Source organism: Isosphaeraceae bacterium EP7, from assembly GCA_038400315.1.
Classification (GTDB): domain Bacteria; phylum Planctomycetota; class Planctomycetia; order Isosphaerales; family Isosphaeraceae; genus EP7.
The window spans coordinates 6,265,046-6,281,862 of sequence record CP151667.1 but is presented as its reverse complement, the minus strand read 5'-3'; the positions used below and the strand labels follow the sequence as shown (position 1 = coordinate 6,281,862).

Annotated in this window: 10 protein-coding genes; 4 read left to right on the top strand and 6 right to left on the bottom strand. The window is 66.5% G+C overall.

Going from position 1 to position 16,817, the window contains the following annotated elements; genetic code table 11:
* Positions 1–247: 247 nt before the first annotated feature.
* Positions 248–2,221: a hypothetical protein gene (locus EP7_RS24820; protein WP_463524911.1), complete on the top strand. Its 1,974-nt coding sequence runs from the start codon at positions 248–250 to the stop codon at positions 2,219–2,221.
* 257 nt (positions 2,222–2,478) lie between these two features.
* Here EP7_RS24820 and EP7_RS24815 read toward each other — a convergent pair whose 3' ends face one another.
* The 5 genes from EP7_RS24815 to galE all read right to left on the bottom strand — a co-directional run bounded on the left by EP7_RS24815 (position 2,479) and on the right by galE (position 12,519).
* Positions 2,479–5,613 carry a beta strand repeat-containing protein gene (locus EP7_RS24815; RefSeq protein ID WP_463524910.1) on the bottom strand — a complete coding sequence of 1,045 codons (3,135 nt, stop codon included), beginning with the start codon at positions 5,611–5,613 and terminating at the stop codon, positions 2,479–2,481.
* A 1,255-nt stretch (positions 5,614–6,868) separates the two neighbouring features.
* The gene (locus EP7_RS24810; RefSeq protein ID WP_463524909.1) at positions 6,869–9,055 is read right to left on the bottom strand and encodes a glutamine synthetase III family protein; all 2,187 of its coding nucleotides are present in this window, start codon (positions 9,053–9,055) and stop codon (positions 6,869–6,871) included.
* Between the two features lie 501 nt (positions 9,056–9,556).
* Positions 9,557–10,132 carry a hypothetical protein gene (locus EP7_RS24805; protein WP_463524907.1) on the bottom strand — a complete coding sequence of 192 codons (576 nt, stop codon included), beginning with the start codon at positions 10,130–10,132 and terminating at the stop codon, positions 9,557–9,559.
* Positions 10,133–10,270: 138 nt separating this feature from the next.
* Positions 10,271–11,338 carry a 3'-5' exoribonuclease YhaM family protein gene (locus tag EP7_RS24800; RefSeq protein ID WP_463524905.1) on the bottom strand — a complete coding sequence of 356 codons (1,068 nt, stop codon included), beginning with the start codon at positions 11,336–11,338 and terminating at the stop codon, positions 10,271–10,273.
* Between the two features lie 191 nt (positions 11,339–11,529).
* Positions 11,530–12,519: a UDP-glucose 4-epimerase GalE gene (gene galE, locus EP7_RS24795; RefSeq protein ID WP_463524903.1), complete on the bottom strand. Its 990-nt coding sequence runs from the start codon at positions 12,517–12,519 to the stop codon at positions 11,530–11,532.
* A gap of 575 nt (positions 12,520–13,094) precedes the next feature.
* Here galE and EP7_RS24790 point away from each other — a divergent pair.
* Positions 13,095–14,219 carry an arsenate reductase/protein-tyrosine-phosphatase family protein gene (locus EP7_RS24790; protein ID WP_463524902.1) on the top strand — a complete coding sequence of 375 codons (1,125 nt, stop codon included), beginning with the start codon at positions 13,095–13,097 and terminating at the stop codon, positions 14,217–14,219.
* A 75-nt stretch (positions 14,220–14,294) separates the two neighbouring features.
* Here EP7_RS24790 and EP7_RS24785 read toward each other — a convergent pair whose 3' ends face one another.
* Positions 14,295–14,636, bottom strand: coding sequence for an ArsR/SmtB family transcription factor (locus tag EP7_RS24785; protein WP_463524901.1), 342 nt, complete (start codon positions 14,634–14,636; stop codon positions 14,295–14,297).
* Between the two features lie 353 nt (positions 14,637–14,989).
* Between EP7_RS24785 and csrA the strand changes: the two genes are divergently transcribed.
* Positions 14,990–15,214: a carbon storage regulator CsrA gene (csrA, locus tag EP7_RS24780; RefSeq protein ID WP_463524900.1), complete on the top strand. Its 225-nt coding sequence runs from the start codon at positions 14,990–14,992 to the stop codon at positions 15,212–15,214.
* A gap of 139 nt (positions 15,215–15,353) precedes the next feature.
* Positions 15,354–16,793, top strand: coding sequence for a threonine synthase (gene thrC, locus EP7_RS24775; protein WP_463524899.1), 1,440 nt, complete (start codon positions 15,354–15,356; stop codon positions 16,791–16,793).
* Positions 16,794–16,817 lie beyond the last annotated feature (24 nt).

The following is a 16,817-nucleotide window of genomic DNA, read 5'->3' as shown; positions in this document are numbered from 1 at the left end:
AGGTCTCACTCCCTTCAACGGCAACCGGGATTCAGGCCGAGAATCGGGGCCCGGCCTGGGTTGTTGTCCGATTCGTGCTTAATTCCCCCAGCTTGCCCCGGCACGCACGAGCCCACGCCGACAAGGCGGTCGACTCGCCGTTCGGGGCCGGGCAAACCTCGCGACGAATTGCCGACTGCATGGTGGCGGGGGCGTGGCCATTCGGGCATCCTCTAGGCGCCTCTCCCGGCCTTCGAGCATCGCTGAGATGTGCCTCATCAGGATTCGCCTTGCATCCGTCGCCGCAACCGCAGCCTTGCTGGCACTCTGCCCGGCCTCGGCCCGATCCGGCACCTATCCGCAGCTTGTGGCGACGCAATATGACGCGGGGGCGAAGGTGCCCCCGCCGACGGTCGTCTTGCCCGATCTGGACGCGAGCAAGCTGCCCCCGGGGGCGAAAGTCATCTCGTCGGCCAGGGCGGCGAGCGGCCGTGTCTGGGTCCTCACCGATCAAGGGCCGTTCCGGTCGACGGCCGGCGGCGGGTTCGAGCCGCTGGACATCGGCCCGCATGTGCTGGAGCCCGGCCAGCCCGAGGTGCGCTGGGGGGCCAAGATCTCGTCGCTGGTGTCCGACCCGACCGGGCATATCTGGGCTGGCACCGATCGGGGCATCTACCTGTCCGACGGCGAGCAGTGGTGGCAGAGCCTGAATCGGCTCGACGGGGTCCCGTTCGAGACCATCAACTGCCTGCACCTGACGCCCAACGGCGACCTCTGGGCGGGCACGCCCGAAGGGGCCTGGAGGCTGCGCGACGGCCAGTTCCGCTACTTCTGGGGGCGACGCTGGCTGCCCGATAACGACGTCCGGGCCATCTGGACGGATACAGATGGACGGGCCTGGTTCCGGACGAAGACGGGGCTCGCCAGCATCGAAGAGGCGTCGATGACGCTCGCCCAGAAGGCGGCGCATTACGACCGGATCCTCCAGAGTCGCCATAACCGACGCGGGTACATCTGCGAGATCGACCTGAAGACGCCCGGCGACCCGACCAAGGGGGCCATCTACGACGCCAGCGACAACGACGGCCTCTGGACCTCGATGTACGTGGGCGCCATGGCCCTGCGGTACGCGGCGACGAAGGACCCGGCGGCCCGCCAGCAGGCGAAGGCCTCGATGGACGCCCTGCTCAACCTGGAGCGCCTCTCGGGCATCCCCGGCTTCCCGGCCCGATCGATGGTCACCGACGCCGAGATCGCCGCCGGCATCCGCGGATTCGACCCCGAGGGCACGGTCCACGCGCCCGGCGACAAGACGAAGGTCTGGTATCGGTCGAAGGCCAGGGAAGGGCTCTGGTGCAAGGGTGACACCAGCAGCGACGAGCTGGACGGCCACTACTTCGCCTGGTTCCTCTACCACGACCTGGTGGCCGACGACGCCGAGAAGCGCGAGATCGCCGCGGTCGTGCGCCGGGTGACCGACGGGATCATCGAGCACGGCTTCACGCTGGTCGACCACACCGGCCGCAAGACGCGCTGGGGGATCTGGGCCCCCGAGCTTATCAACAACCACCCGCTCTACTACGACCTGCGGGCCCTGAACTCGCTGGAAATCCTCTCATTCCTGAAGGTCGCCGAGCACATCACCGGCGATTCTAAGTACGCCGAGGCGGCGAACAAGCTCATCCGCGAGCATCATTATCTGATCAATAGCCTGCTGATGCGCCGGGGGGCGACCGGGAGGTTCCCGGACATCAATCACTCCGACGATGAGCTGCTGTACCTCGTCTACTATCCGCTTCTCATGCTGGAGAAGGACCCGGCGCGCAGGCGCGTGCTGGTGCAGAGCATCGCCCGGACCTGGGAGCCGATCGAAGGCGAGCAGGCGATCCGGCCCGAGCACAACCCCTTCTACAACTTCATCTATGGCGCGACCACCGGTCGCCGCTGCGACGTCGACGAGGCCAAGATCACACTCCAGGACTGGCCCCTGGACCTCGTCTCATGGACGACGAAGAACTCGCAGCGCCACGACGTGCGCATGACCAACGCCCCGGGAATCCGTCGCCACAGCTCGCAGCTCGATCGAGTGCTCTCGCCGGCCGAGCGGTCGCAGGCTCGCTGGAACAGCAATCCCTGGGTGGCCGACGGGGGCCACGCGGGCAGGACCGAGGACGACGGGGTCGCCTGGACGGTCGCGTACTGGCTGGGCGTGCATCACGGCTATCTGTCGCCGGACGAATGAGCCGGGATCGTCATCCATCCGGGGCGAGCCGCGAATGCGACGACGAACGCCGGCGACCGCGGAATCGGACCGGCGCAGGGCCTTTCCGCAGGCCATGACGGGTCCGATCGCCTCGGACTTCGGGGTATCGCCACCTTCCGACGGCCCGATGTTCCTCGAGACCCGAATGGGGCGAACCCCGGCCGATCGTCCCGACCCGGGGAGGGTCGCCGACGATCGGCCGGGGCTCGCGATCGACTGCCTGAATGGCAATGTGATTATGCGGGGATGTACGTGATGCCGCTCGCCTTGGTCAGGTTGACGTTGCCCGAGGCATTCGCCGCGATCACGTTTCGCTGCACCACGGTGCCGTGGTTGTTGCCGAAGGCGAGGAGGCCGTAGCGGCGATTCCCCACGATCTGGTTGCCCGAACCGGGAACGCTCCCGCCGATGTTGACCTTGCGGGCGGCGGCGAGCGTGACGCCGTTGCCTGCATTGTCGCCGATCTCATTGCCCAGGACCCGCGTCCCGGCCGAGTGGCCCGCGACGACGACCCCATCCCCGCCGTTCTTCCTGATCAGGTTGGCCAGGACCGTATTGCTGGAGGAGGACTGGATCGTCAGGCCGTTGCCGCCGCTGTTCTCGATCCGGTTCTGGAGGGCCCCGGGCCCGCCGATCGTGGTGGACGAGGTGCCGGATCCGAGGTAGATGCCGCCAAGCGTGTTGCCCAGGTCGCCCGCGCCGTGGAAGTTGGTGCCGACGAATGTGTGGAAGATGGCGTTGTTGCGGGCGGAGCCGGTGACCTCGACGCCGTAGCGCCCGTTCGCCGAGAGCGTTACCTGCGGCACGACCGAGGGCTGGAAGCCGCCGATGACGTTGTGATGGGCACGTCCTGAGAGCTTGATGCCGCTACCCGCGTTGGGGATGGCCACCGTGATGTTGGTGTTCGTCCCGGCCGCGACGTCGTAAATCTGCACTCCGGTCGCGTTGCCGCCCAGCTCGATGCCGTTGCCCCGGTTGCCCGAGATGATCGACGTGCGGACCTGGTTGTTCCCGCCGCTGGAGGTGATCAGGATCCCGTTGCCCCGGTTCGGCGCGGCGCCCCCGAATGCATAGACGCCTCCGAACGTGTTGAACGAGATGAACCCGCTGGCCGTGTCGCGCACCTCGATGCCGTTGCGGTTGTTGCCCGAGATCACGTTGCCCAGCGGGATCACGCCGCCGACCTGCGTGTTCCTGGACGACCCCGAGATCAAGAGCCCGTTGCCGCCGTTGGCCACGATCGAGGCGTTGTTGGCCCCGACGCCCATGAAGTTGGCCTGAACCATGGTGTTATTCGAGTTGGTGATCCGCAGGCCGTTGCCGCCGTTGCCGCTGAGCACGTTGTAGAAGACGAACGGGTCCTGGCTGAAGGTGCAGCCGATCAGCGAATTGGCGTCGGCATTCTCGATCGCCACGCCGTCCAGCTTATTTCCCAGGGCCGCATTGCCCGAGGCCGTCGTCCCCACAAAGTTGCCGCTCAGCAGATTTTCATGGGAACCGTCGTTGATGAGCACGCCGTTGCCGCCGTTGCCCGAGACGAGATTGCCCTGCGGGGGGCGGGCGAAGACGCCGGCCGTCGGGTCGTTCCCGGCCGTGGCCTGGCCGCCGATGACGTTGCGGGCCGCACCCTTCGTCAGCAGGATGCCGTTCTTGGCGTTCCCGCGCTTCAGCGTGCCGGTCGCGTCGGTCCCGATGTAGTTCATGGCGATCACGTTCGCGTCGGACCCATAAACCCCAATCCCGTTGCCGCCGTTGCCGGCAATAACGTTGGAGAGCTGGAATTCGGAGTTGACCGTCGCCTGGAACGCACTCTCGCCCGAGCTGTCGGTGATGATCCCGACGACCTGATTACCGTAGACCGAGTTGGCGCTGGGGATGCCCTTGTCGCCGGGGGATTGCAGGTTGACCCAGACGGCGTCGCCGAAGCTGCCGTCCGTGTTGCGCCTGACCGTGACCAGCGAGCCCTGGACGAGGCCGGTTCCGCCGGTGGTCTGGACCGAGTCGGCGCTGAGGGTGTAGACCCCCTTCTCGACGCTGCTGATCCCCTCGAAGTGCGCGATGTAGTCGGTGCCGACGACGCCGTTGGGATACTCGAAGGTCTTCCAGTTGCTGAACTGGCCGGTCGCGGAGTCATAATCGACGAGATAGGCCTCGCCGATCGGTCGCCTCTGGCCATCGAGGTTGTTCACGCTGAGGTTGCTGTAGCCGCCGCAGATGGTGTACTTCGTGCCGCCGTTGGACCAGATCCCGTAGGCGGTGTTGCTGGTCGAGCCCGGGTAGACGACGCTCGCCGCGAACGTGCCCGACGCGAGGTCGTAGACGTAAGCCTGGCCCGGGCCAAGCGGCTGGCCGCTCGAGGTCGGGGCGTCGGAGTTGCCCACGGCCAGACCGCCCATGGTGCTGTGGACGAAGTTGAACTTCGAGCCCGGGTAGTCGATTGTCCGGTAATTCCCGGTCCCCGCGGTGAGTTCCGCCGTCGTCCCCTCGAAGAGGAACCCGTGGACGACCGCCGAGTCGGGTGAGGGGATGTTGGTCTGATAACTGCCCACCACCCGCACGCGGCCGTTGCCCAGGTTGTCCGGGCCGTAGGCGCTGGTGACCGTGGAGAAAGGGACCTGAACGGGATAGCTCGTGCCGACCCCTTCGATATTGCCGACGAAGAGCAGGCCGGTCGTGTTCGACGTGCCCGAGATCAGGTACTGGCCGGCAACATCGCCGCCACGGATACCCTGCCAGTAAGAAACTGGCTGCGTCGTCACCTGGTCGGAATTGTAGAAGGTGACGCCCGAGACCGGGTTGGCGTTGCCGATCAAGTTGCCATGCGACGAGGCGTTGATCTGGAGGCCGTCCCCGCGGTTGCCGGCCGAGGTCCTGCCGTCGGCACGTAGGCCGATGTAATTACCGGCCACCGTGATGCGCGAGGCGTTGAGCGTGACGCCCGCGTTGCCGGCCTTCACCAGCGAGAGCGACTTGAGGGTCGAGCCGTCGGCCCCCCTGTCGAACTTGAGCCCTTTGGAGCCCTGGAAATCCACCGTCACGACGGGCGAGCCGGCGAACGAAGGGGCCGTGGAGCCGTCGATGGTCAGGGCGTCGGTGATCGACGGCAGCGAGACGTGACCCGTCTTGATCGTGCCGTTCACCTGGAAGTCGATCGTGTCCGCTCCCAGACGGGCGTTGGAGTCGACGATTGCCCTGCGAAGCGAACCGGCCCCGGATGCGTTGAGGTTCGACACCGTGAACGTGGAGAGGAGCTGCCGGTCCTCCAGGACCTCGATCGTCCTGAGCCGCGGACGCAGCGTCGTGCGACGGGCCGAGCGAGCGAGATCCTTCGAGAGGCGGCGCCCGGAGTAATTCGCGTCATCGATTCGCATCGTCGATCGACCTTCGTCTTGAAAGAATGTCCAACCCGGGGCGTCCCCAGCCAGCAATCGGCCTCAACGCCGACATGCGAGCCCGACCGGATTGATCTCAACCCATCTCCGGCCGTCTCATCAACGTGAGACGGAGTGCCCCTCGTAAGTCCGAGGAACCCGGGAAGGCTAGGACATCATTCCGAGAAATGGTTTTCCGGATCGAATAATTCGCGAGCAATTCTCCAATGGACAACCTTTGCGGCATGCTGTCCGTCGCACTTTTAGCCAGCGAGTGCCACCTTGCCGGCGCCAACCTGACGCGATTCCGCCGAGCACGTTCGGTGCTGCAAGTCCTAACATGATCGGAAGGTATTCCATCACCGCAAACGATGTCTGGCCGAGAATGGGGGTTATGTTCGATATTGTGGAAATGTGATGATGATGCTTGGGTGACCGCAGCCCGTGTTCGGTGCCAGCCCAAGCGGACTGGTCGATTTAGGTCACATGGTCGGAAAGGAAGTCGGTAACTTCCGACTTGCCGGCCGCTTTCCTAAATTCGCTTCAAATAGGGCGTGTACAACCGCATTTAGCACGTGCTCAGTGGGCGGGTGCTCAGGGTCCCCCTGTGACCACTCTTCTACGATTAATCGAAGTTCGCCTGTTACTACATCAACAACCCCTTCAACCACTTCTCTGCTGACCCTTGGATTCAACCGCCGGGCTTCAATCAACGCAGCGGATACAAGCGGACGCCAATCTGCAAAGGTCCTCGTCTCGGCCCTGATTTGGCCAGGAACAGGAGATGAAAACCACTCGTCCGCAAAAATGTGAAAGAGGACGGCAAGAAGCGAATCGACTTCGAGTGCAGCTGCTCCTTGGGTAGACCACAAGTTAGCAGCAGCTCTCACAGCCTTCAGAGCAGACACGAGCTTCCTATCCCAAATATAGTCGTGTGTAGGTCCTCCCGTAAATTGTGCCATTGTTTCGTCTTCTCAACCTCGTGCAAGCCCATGCGGTCCCGTCTCTTGACACGCCATAGTGCCAGAGTGTTCACAACGAGGGACTAGCCTCTACCGGTTGTCGGTTTGTGCAGGATAGCCTCCTTTAGCCTGCCCGAATCGTCGAAGATATTCGCCACCGGTTTTTGCCAGTGATCTTGGCTGCTCGAATCAGCAGATTCTCGGGCGTTCATGCGACAGGGCCCGGCCGAACGTCGCCCGGCCGGGCCCTTAAACTCTATCAAGAAAGATCATCGACGTTTAAGGTCGAACGATCACTTGATGAAGAGCATTTCCTGATAGGTCGGCAGGGGCCAGAGGTCGTCGGCGACGATAGTCTCGAGCTTGTCGCCGGCGGCGCGGACGGCGTTCATCGCGGGGATGATGACGTCTCGCGAGTGGGCGGCGTGGGCCAGGCTGTCGCCTTCGACGTGGTCTTCGGAGGCCTTGACCAGGATGTTGGTCTTGGCCTGGAGTTCGCCGATGGTGGTAGTCAGGTCGTTGAGCAGCTCGAGCTGCGACGCCGGGACGGTGACGCCGGCGGCCTTCAGGGCGGTGACGGAGCCGGCGACCTCGGCCTGGTACCGCAGGGCGGCCGGCAGGATCAGGCGGCGGGACATCTGCGCGGTGATCTGGCTCTCGATGTTGATCGTCTTCTTGTAGGCTTCCAGCAGGATCTCATAGCGAGAGTGCAGCTCGCGCTCGGAGAAGACGCCGTACTTGCCGAAGAGGGCGATCGACTTGGGGCTGACCAGGTCGGGCAGGCTGTCGACCGTGTTCTTCTTGTTGGGCAGGCCGCGGGCCTCGGCCTCGGCGTGCCAGGCGTCGGAGTAATTGTCGCCGTTGAAGATGACCTTCTTGGAGCCCTTGATGACGGCGGCCAGGAGGGTCTGAATCTCGGCGTTGAGGTCCTTGCCGGCGGCCACGGAGGCCTCCAGCTTGGTGGCGATCTCGTCGATGCTCTCGGCGACGATCGTGTTGAGCACCACGTTGGGGCCGGCGATGGACTGGCTGCTGCCGACGGCGCGGAACTCGAACTTGTTGCCGGTGAAGGCGAACGGGCTGGTCCGGTTGCGGTCGCCGGCGTCGCGCGGCAGGGTGGGCAGGACGTTGACGCCGATGGTCATCGTGCCGCCGGCCTTGGTGCTCTTGGCGCCGCCGGCCTCGATCTGCTCGACGATGTCCTGGAGCATGTCGCCGAGGAAGATGGAGATGATGGCCGGCGGGGCCTCGTTGGCGCCCAGGCGGTGGTCATTGCCGGCATGGGCGATGGCCACGCGGAGCAGGTCGCCGTGGCGGCTGACGGCCTGGATGACGGCGGCCAGGAAGAGCAGGAACTGGGCGTTGTCGTGCGGAGTGGCGCCCGGGCGGAGGAGGTTGTTGCCCAGGTCGTCGGACATCGACCAGTTGAGGTGCTTGCCGGAGCCGTTGACGCCCGCGAACGGCTTCTCGTGCAGCAGGAGCTGCATGCCGTACCGGTCGGAGACGCGCTTCATGGTCTCCATGACCAGCATGTTGTGGTCGGTGGCGACGTTGGCGTTCTCGAAGATCGGGGCGATCTCGTACTGCGCCGGGGCGACCTCATTGTGGCGGGTCTTCACCGGCACGCCGAGCTTGTACAGCTCGGTCTCGGTCTCGAGCATGCAGGCGAGGACGCGGTCGGGGATGGCGCCGAAGTAGTGGTCCTCCATCTCCTGCCCCTTGGGGGGCTTCGCGCCGAAGAGGGTGCGGCCGGCGTTGATCAGGTCGGGGCGCGCGTAATAGAAGTTCTTGTCGATCAGGAAGTATTCCTGCTCGGGGCCCGCCGTGGTGTAGACCCGGCTGGCGGTGGAGCCGAACAGCTTCAGGATGCGGACGGCCTGCTTGGAGAGGGCCTCCATCGACCTGAGCAGGGGGGTCTTCTTGTCGAGGGCCTCTCCGGTCCACGAGCAGAAGGCCGTGGGGATGCAGAGCGTGGTGCCGTTGGGGTTCTCGAGGATGAAGGCCGGGCTGGTCGGGTCCCAGGCGGTGTAGCCGCGGGCTTCGAAGGTGGCCCGGATGCCGCCGGAGGGGAAGCTGGACGCGTCAGGCTCGCCGCGGACGAGCTCGCCGCCGGAGAACTCGACGATGGCGATGCCCTCGTCGCTGGGGGCCAGGAAGCTGTCGTGCTTCTCGGCGGTCAGCCCCGTCATGGGCTGGAACCAATGCGTGTAGTGGGTGGCGCCCCGCTCCATCGCCCATTCCTTCATGGCGGTGGCCACGACGTCGGCGACGGTCGGATCCAGCGGCACGCCCTTCTTGATCGTGCTGCGCAGGGCCTTGTAGGTGTTCTCAGGCAGCCTGGCCCGCATCACCTCGTCGGAGAAGACGTTGGAGCCGAAGAGCTGACGGATCGGCGTCTGCTTCATGGGCTTGCTATGGCCATCGGTCGACCACGTGGTGATGGCGGCGATGGCGCTCTGGCGAGCACTGGATTGGGCCATGGGTCCGAGGACTCCGAGCGAGCGAGGGGTTGTTTGGGAGGACGAGTGCGGCATGGCGGGCAGGCCGATCGGCGAAGATCGGGCCCGGCATGGGCCGGAGCGGGGCGGTCGGGCTCGTCCTGGCGATGCGGGAGAGGCCGGGAAACCGGACGCATCAGCGGGAGGGCCAAGCACACGAGGCGAAGGGGGAGTTGGCGGCCGACGTCGGCCTCGGTCGAGGCGGGCTCGGACGTCCCGAGTGGGACGCCGGGTTGCCTTTCGGAGGGGATCCGGCCAGGCAGGTCCGCATGCGATCCTGGGCGGCGACCGCCGCGCCTGCGGCGGGGACAACCTCGGATCGCGCGCGAACACCTCTATCACCGGGGGCGCATTCTAGCAAGCAGTTCGCGGGATCGCCAGCCCCGGAGAGAAGTTCCCCGAATCTCCCAGCCGGCGCAGGATCGGGGACGGGGAGGCCTGCCCCCGACAATTCGAGGGCAGACCGGAGGGCGGGCTCTCAGGTCATTTCTTGGCGATTTTGTCGAAGATCGCCTTCGGGTCCTTGTCGAAGTCGCTCTTGCAGCCCTTGCAGCAGAGGAACGCGACCTTGCCGTCGCTGGAGACCTTCACCGGCACGTCCATCGAGCCGAGGTGCTCGTCGCTCACCGGGCAGACCAGCTGCGCCAGGGCGATGCCGCGGTCGGCCTCGGGCAGCTTCTTGATCGCGTCGATCTCGTCGGCGCTGAGCTCGACGCTCTTCGGGGCGTCCTTCGGGTCGGCGGAGGCCGGCGCGGGGGCGTCCTTCGGTTCGGCCGGGGCCGGGGCCGGGGTCGGAGCGGGGGTCGGGGTCGGCTCGGCCGGCTTGACCTCGGCCGGTGCGGGGGTCGGGACGGCCTCGACCGGCGCGGGGGCGGGCGTGCCCGGCTTGTCCTTGCCCTCGGCGTGTTCGGGCTGGATCGGTTCCGTGCCGGGGGCCGTGCCGGGGGCCGTGACGGCGGGCGGGTTGGCGGGCGGCTCGTTGGTCATGTTCGGGTCGGTACAGCCGACCAGGGCGATCAGGGGCAGGGCCGCCCACATCAAGGATCGTTCGAGTTTCATCGCGGTGTGATATCCCGTGGGTCGTGTTTCGTCCGCCGACTCCACGGCTTCCAGCGGACGCCGGGGGCGGAGGAGGCCTCATTGTAAGGCCGGGGCGGGCCGTCGCCAACGGGCATTGTCCGGGGGTTTCCGGAAGGCTCAGGAGTCGGGGTCGCACGGACCTGTGTCGCGTTCCTGCTCGGATCGCACGCCCTTGTAAATGCGCCTGCGTTCCGCGCCGAAGAAGATGTCCTCGGTGAACTCGGCCGTGCTGTTGGACCGCAGGCGGGCCTGCGCGGCCTGGTTGATCTTGGCGTCGAGGTCGTCGGCATACGAGACGATCAGGGCTTCCAGGGTCGCCGGCAGCACCGGGGCGCCGAACTCGCGCTTGCCGTGGTGCGCCAGGATCGCGTGCTCCAGCTGAAGCAGCGTCTCCACGGGGAACCCCTCGATCTCGGCGGCCGCCGCGCGGACCATGTCGCGGCCCATCACGACGTGGCCGATCAGCTGGCCGAGCGTGGTGTAGCGGGCGGCGACCGGGTGATATTCCAGCTCGTAAAGCTTGCCGACGTCGTGCAGGATGCCCGCGGCCACGATCAGGCTGCAATTCAAGGGAGGGTCGAGGTCGTGGTAATAGCGGCCGTAATGCTTGGCCAACGAGGCGCAGACGCGGGCCATGCTGCGGATGTGCTCGAGCAGGCCGCCGGTGAAGGCGTGGTGCATGCTCTTGGCCGCCGGCATCTCGCGGATCGCCGCGTCGTGCTGCTGGAAGATCCGCAAGACCAGTTCGCGGAGATACTTATCGTCGATACACTCGCCGACGATCTTGTAGATCGCCTGGATCGACTCCTCGGGCTCGAACCTCGACGCCTCATAGACGTCGGAGACCCTGTAGCCTTCCTCGGCATCTTCGATCGAGACCTCGCGGATGCTGAGGACCCGGACCGTGGTCCCTCGCGGCGAGCTGCGGCTGGCGACGTGAAGGCGATAGACCAGGCCGTCGGCCCAGGTAGCGGCCCGCTCGTGCAGGGGGTCGTCCGACCAGAGCATGAAGTCTCGCTTGGCGTAGCGGTCCGAGAAGACGCACTTCCAATAGGGAGACTGCATCTTCGTGAAGGCCCGGGTCTTCTCCGCGAGCGCCGCGTAGCAGACCGCCTCCTGCCCCGGCTCGAGCGTCGAGAGCTCCCCTAGCAGCATCTTCGCCAGCGACGACTCCGTGTCGGCCATCACGCCCCCTCGTCCCGACCCCGATCTGCCCGAGGCACCCCGACGCGGTCGGGCGCGCAACGGCCGTTGGTCGCGGCGTAACACGCAGCGACCATACGGTTCATCGGAATACCATGATCGCCTGTTCCCATCAAGGTGATCAGGTGACCACCCTAGCATGGGCGAGCCCGGTGAAGGGCGACGCCCTGGCCTCAGCGAGTATCGGCATAGCCCCGGGGGTGGGACGAGTGCCAGGCCCAGGCCGAGGCGACGATCGCGTCGATTTCGTCGTAGCGGGGCGTCCAGCCGAGGTCACGCTTGATCGCGTCCGACGACGCCACCAGGGAAGGCGGGTCGCCCGGCCGGCGGTCGTGCTCGACGACCGCGATCGGCCGGCCGGTGACGCGGCGAGCCGACTCGATGACCTCGCGGACGCTGAACCCCTTGCCGGTCCCGACGTTATACGTCAGGCCCTTGCCGGGAGAGATCTGCCCGAGCACCAGCCGATGGGCCTCGGCCAGGTCTTCGACGTGGATATAGTCGCGGATGCACGTGCCGTCGGGAGTCGGGTAGTCGGACCCGAAGACGGAGAGATGCGGGCGCTGGCCGAGGGCGACCTGGAGGATGATCGGGATGAGGTGGGTCTCGGGCGAATGGTCCTCGCCGATCGTGCCGTCAGCGGAGGCGCCGCAGGCGTTGAAGTAACGCAGCACGGCGAAGCCGAAGCCGTAGGCGGCGGCGTAGTCGGCCAGGGCCCGCTCCATCGTCAGCTTGGTGAAGCCGTAAGGGTTGATGGGCCGCGTCGGGCTCTGCTCGGAGATCGCCCCGGCGTCGGGGGCTCCGTAGACGGCCGCGGTGCTGGAGAAGACGATCGATCGGGCGCCCGTCGAACGCATCGCCTCAAGCAGGTTGAGGGTGCCGATGAGGTTATTGCGATAATACTTGGACGGGTCAGCCACGCTCTCGGGCACCGACGTGAACGCGGCGAAGTGCATCACCGCGTCGATCCGGTGGGCCAGCAGCGCATCCTCGACGGCCTCGCGCTCGGCCAGGTCGCCCCGGATGAGCAACCCCTCGGGCACGGCCGCGCGGTGCCCCGCGTCGAGGTTGTCGAACACCTTGACGAAGTGCCCGGCCCCGATCAGGCTGCGGACTGCGTGGCTGCCGATATATCCCGCACCGCCGACGACCAGGATGCGCATGAGAACGACGACCTCCCGGGAAACCTGGCCGGTCGACCGTCCGACCGGCGATGGTCTCACGGATTCTAACACCAAAACGAGCGAGCGACGACGGTCCGGCGGACTTGCCCTCGCGCGCCGGGCAGGGGCCCGAGCCTCGGATCATTCGGGCGGGAGGTTGAACCTCCAGGACATCGCCATCTGACGTCGGCCTTCGGATCGGACGTCGGTGGTTTCTCATCCCCGGCGGGGGGGCCGAGCCCTGGGCTTGATGGGGTCCCGGTGATGTCGTCGACGCCCGGGGCCTCCTCATCGACCCAAGATTGCACAAGTTTAAATCGGTCTGAGAGAACGAAGGCGGGCCCGGCGATCTTCGGCCGATTTCGACGGCTCATAGGGAAGCGACTGATTATTTAGGCGTGGCAATGCCAATTGACCCCATTCACGCGCGTGAGCGAGGGGCGGCAGGCCCGGTTGATCGCAGGCCGGGCGGGCCGGATTGACCGGCCGAGTGGCGAATTCGTAGAGTGGGGGAGGCGAGTCCGCGCCGGCGCGGGCTCGGTTCACCGGCTCCCGATCACGACGGCGGACGATTCATGGCCGAGCCCGGAACCAAGCCGGAACGCATCGACTTGAGGCGAGCGGACGACCCCCGGGACGTGGTGCATCGGGTGGTCGCCTGCCTGGCTCAGGGGGGCGTCGTGGGCCTGCCGACGGGCGACGCTTACGGCCTGGTCGCCAGCGCGCTGAAGCCCGATGCGGTGGCACGCCTGGGCATGCCCGAAGGGGCCGAAGGGCCATTGCCGTCCCTCTTTGTGAAGGGGGCCGACGAGGTGGCCGACTGGGTGCCTGATGTCAGTCCGGCTGCCCTCAGGCTGGCCAGGCGAGGTTGGCCCGGTCCCCTGACCCTGGTCTTCCGGGGCCAAGTCGCCGACGGCCTGGCGTCGCGCCTGCCCGGCACGGTGCGGGCCCAGGTTGTCCGCGACTCGTCGATCTCGCTGAGGGCGCCCGCCCACCCGTTGCTGCGCGAGGTCTTGCGGCTGCTGCCGGGGCCGGTCGTGCTGTCGGGGACCGTCGCCCGGGTGGACGACCTGGAGGCGGGACCTCGGTGCGACATCCTGATCGATGATGGCCCGGCCGAGCGGGGTCACGCGCCGACGGTCGTGCTCGTCGAGGGCGAGCGCTGGACGATCCTGAGCGAAGGGGCGGCCGGTCCCGAGGAGTTAAAGAGGATGTCGGGCACGTTGATCCTGTTCGTCTGCACGGGCAATACCTGCCGCAGTCCGATGGCCGAGGCGCTTTGTAAGGCGGAGTTGGCGCGTCGTCTCGGCTGCGATCCCGGGGCGCTCGAGGACCACGGGTTCGTGGTGATGTCGGCCGGGGTGGCGGCCCACCCGGGCATGCCGGCCGCGGCGTACGCCGTCGAGGTGGTCCGGTCACGCGGCGGGTCGCTGAAGGACCACGCCAGCCGGATGATCACGGCCTCGCTGGCCTCGGCCGCGGACCATGTCCTGGCGATGACGGCCGACCACCTGGAGATCCTGCTCGAGCAGGCGCCCGAGGCGAGGCCGAAGGCGAGGCTCCTCGACCCGAGGGGGGGCGATCTGGACGACCCGATCGGGTCCGGGCGCGAGGTCTACCTGGAAACGGCCCGCGAGATCGAGTCGCACCTGCGTCACTTGCTCGATGAATTGGGCGTCATCGCCCGGGGGCAGGCTTAGCGGTGCCGACTCGACTCGAGATGCACGGGCCGGGTGACGGGCGAGCGTCATCGCTCGTGGGCCCGACGGCTGGTGTCAGCCGATGACGGTGTCGACGACCGCGGTGAGGTCGCGACCGCCATCGGTCAGGTAGTAGAAATTGTGCTTGCCGGAGCGGCGGGGCTCGATCAGCCGACCGTGACGGAGCAGGGCCAGGTGATGGCTGACGGCCGGCTGGCTCTGGGTGCCCAGGTCGGAGCAGAGTTCCGAGACATTCCGCTCCTTCTCGGCCAGCAGCAGCAGGATCTGAAGCCTGGTGGGGTCGGAGACCTGCTTAAGCAGGTCGGCGACACGACGGACTTCAGACAGCGGGCGACCGGCGGGAGTGGCCACCTTGACGGTCTTCGAAGACGTGCTGCTCTTGGGGGCCGCTGCCATGAGAATCCTCAAGATGTCTCGTGTAGTACTGGTGTTTAGGCACATGCCAGCGTAGAGGAGAGATCAACCAGGCAAGTTAAAGCATATGAGATTGAATCTTAACGTCAAGCCCTTGTGTGAGTGAAACTTCGACAAACTTGGCCGCCTAAACCGGTCGTGCCTGACGTCCTGGTTTTCGAGGCCCGAGGCCTGGCGTCACAATCCTTCCATGCTCGGCGTAAGTGATGCAGAGGACGCTGAGGTCCACGCCGACGTCGGAGTCGTCGCGGGAGACCTCGCGTGATGCGCGGCCAATGCCGGGATGCATCGTGCAGACGCCCTTGATCCGACACCAATCGAGGAGTGAGACAACGATGCTCGTCCTGACGCGCAAGGTAGGAGAACGGATACACATCGGCGAATCGATCGTCGTGACCGTGGTCCGGATTCAGGGGGACAAGGTCCGGCTGGGCATCGAGGCTCCGGCGGACGTCGAGGTGCATCGCCACGAGGTCTACGAGCGGCTGAACCCCGACAGCGGGCCGGTCGCGGGCGGCGATGGCGCCACGCTCCAGGATCCGACGTCGCGATTTGTCTGACGGCCCCCCGGCCGGTTTCGGCTTGCCCGGCGCTCGTCGACGTCGTTACAGTAGTCGAGAGCTTGCCGGGGTCCGGACACCCTGGCGCATCCCCGCAATCGACCGACTGAACGTCCGCGTGGCGAGGCGAGGCATCGAGATGGCCGTGGTGACCGGCGGCGTCCTGACCGATCGCGCCTACCAGCGCTGCATCAACCCGGCTTGCGGCCAGACGCTGGCCGTCGACCAGGCCGTCTTCGCCTGCCCGCGCTGCGGCGACCTGATCGACGTGGTGTATGACTGGGACCGGCTGCCCGTGCCCCGGAGCCTCTCGGAATTCGAGGCCAAGTGGACGGACCGGCTCAACCCCCTGAACTACTCAGGCGTCTGGCGGTTCCGCGAGCTGCTCCCGTTCGCCCCGCCCGAGATGGTCGTGACGATTGGCGAGGGCCAGACCCCGCTCCAGGTCGCCGATAAGGTGGGCGTGCACGTCGGGATGAATCCCGGCAACCTGCTGCTGCAATATGAGGGGATGAACCCCTCGGGCAGCTTCAAGGACAACGGGATGACCGCCGCGTTCACCCACGCGCGGATGGTCGGCGCCCGCCGCGTGGCCTGTGCCAGCACGGGCAACACCTCGGCCGCCCTGTCGGTCTACTGCTCCGCCACGTCGTTCGGCTTCAAGGCGATCATCTTTATCGGATCGGGCAAGATCTCCTACGGGAAGCTGGCCCAGGCGCTCGACCACGGCGCCCTGACGATCCAGATCGTCGGCGATTTCGACGACGCCATGGCCCGCGTCCGCGAGGTGGCCGACCGGCTTGGCATCTACCTGATGAACTCGGTGAATCCGTTCCGGCTCGAAGGCCAGAAGGCCATCATGTACCGGGTCCTGGAGTCGCTCGCCTGGGAGCCCCCCGACTGGATCGTGGTCCCCGGCGGCAACCTGGGCAATTCCAGCGCCTTCGGCAAGGCCTTCATCGAGCTGAAGGCCCTCGGCCTGATCGATCGTGTTCCGCGGCTCGCGGTCATCAACGCGTCGGGCGCCCAGACGCTCGAGCAGCTGGTCAACAGCCACGACCTTCGATGGAACGACGGCCTGCCCTCGGACGACACGACCAGCTCGTTCTATCAGCGGATGACCGACGCCAACGCGAAGGCGAACACGATCGCGTCGGCCATCGAGATCAACCGCCCCGTGAACCTCAAGAAATGCTTGCGGGCGCTGGACTTCTGCGACGGCGTGGTGCGCCAGGTGGGCGACCAGGAGATTCTGGACGCCAAGGCCTGGGTGGGGGCCGGCGGCATGGGCTGCGAGCCCGCCAGCGCGGCGTCGGTGGCCGGGGCCAAGCGGCTGCGCGAGGAGGGGGTCATTGCCCCGTCCGACCGGGTTGTCTGCATCCTGACCGGGCACCAGTTGAAGGACCCGACCGCGACGGTGGCCTATCATGGCACTGACCAGGAGCAGTTCGAGAAGGTGCTCGGGTCGCGCGGGGTCAAGCGTGCCGGGTTCGCCAACCGCCCCGTGATCGTGCCCAACGACCTGGACGCGATCATCCGCCATATTTCGTTGGCGTCCGAGGCCGAGCTCGACTCTTGAACCGTCGGCGCGCATTAAATAGGC